1 rRNA gene is annotated in these 671 nt (G+C 54.7%); it reads right to left on the bottom strand.

The features are described from left to right. A 23S ribosomal RNA gene (locus tag J4G38_RS25595) occupies window positions 1-671 on the bottom strand; the annotation flags it as partial.

Below are 671 nucleotides of genomic sequence, written 5' to 3'. Positions count from 1 at the left end.
ACCGTCTTGCAGGTTACATCCATTGCTTCGGTACCAGATTTGATGCCCGCGTATTATCGACGCCCGCTCGCTCGACCAGTGAGCTGTTACGCACTCTTTAAAGGAATGGCTGCTTCCAAGCCAACCTCCTGGCTGTCAAAGCAAGTGGACCTCCTTTGTTCAACTTAATCTGGATTTAGGGACCTTAGCAGATGGTCTGGGTTCTTTCCCTCTCGGCCGGGGACCTTAGCACCCCAGGCCTCACTGCCGGCTATAGCCAGTGGCATTCGGAGTTCATCAGGATTCGGTAGGCTCTGACACCCCCTAGTCCTATTGGTAGCTCTACCTCCACTGACCTCAACGCCGACGCTGTACCTCAATACATTTCGGGGAGTACGAGCTATTTCTCAGTTTGATTGGCCTTTCACCCCTACCCACAAGTCATCGAAATCCTTTTCAACGGAAACTCGTTCGGTCCTCCAGTGCGTGTTACCGCACCTTCAACCTGCTCATGGGTAGCTCACCAAGTTTCGCGTCTACCCCCCCCGACTCCGCGCCCTGTTCAGACTCGCTTTCGCTGCGGCTCCGCGCCTTGAAGCGCTTAACCTTGCCGGGGAGGAGTAACTCGTAGGCTCATTATGCAAAAGGCACGCCATCAGCCCACGAAAGGCCTCTGACTGCTTGTAAGCACA

The sequence above is a fragment of the Hymenobacter terricola genome, assembly GCF_017921975.2.
GTDB lineage: Bacteria > Bacteroidota > Bacteroidia > Cytophagales > Hymenobacteraceae > Hymenobacter > Hymenobacter terricola.
Note: the sequence above shows the minus strand (reverse complement) of the source record. Positions and strands in the feature narration are given on the sequence as shown.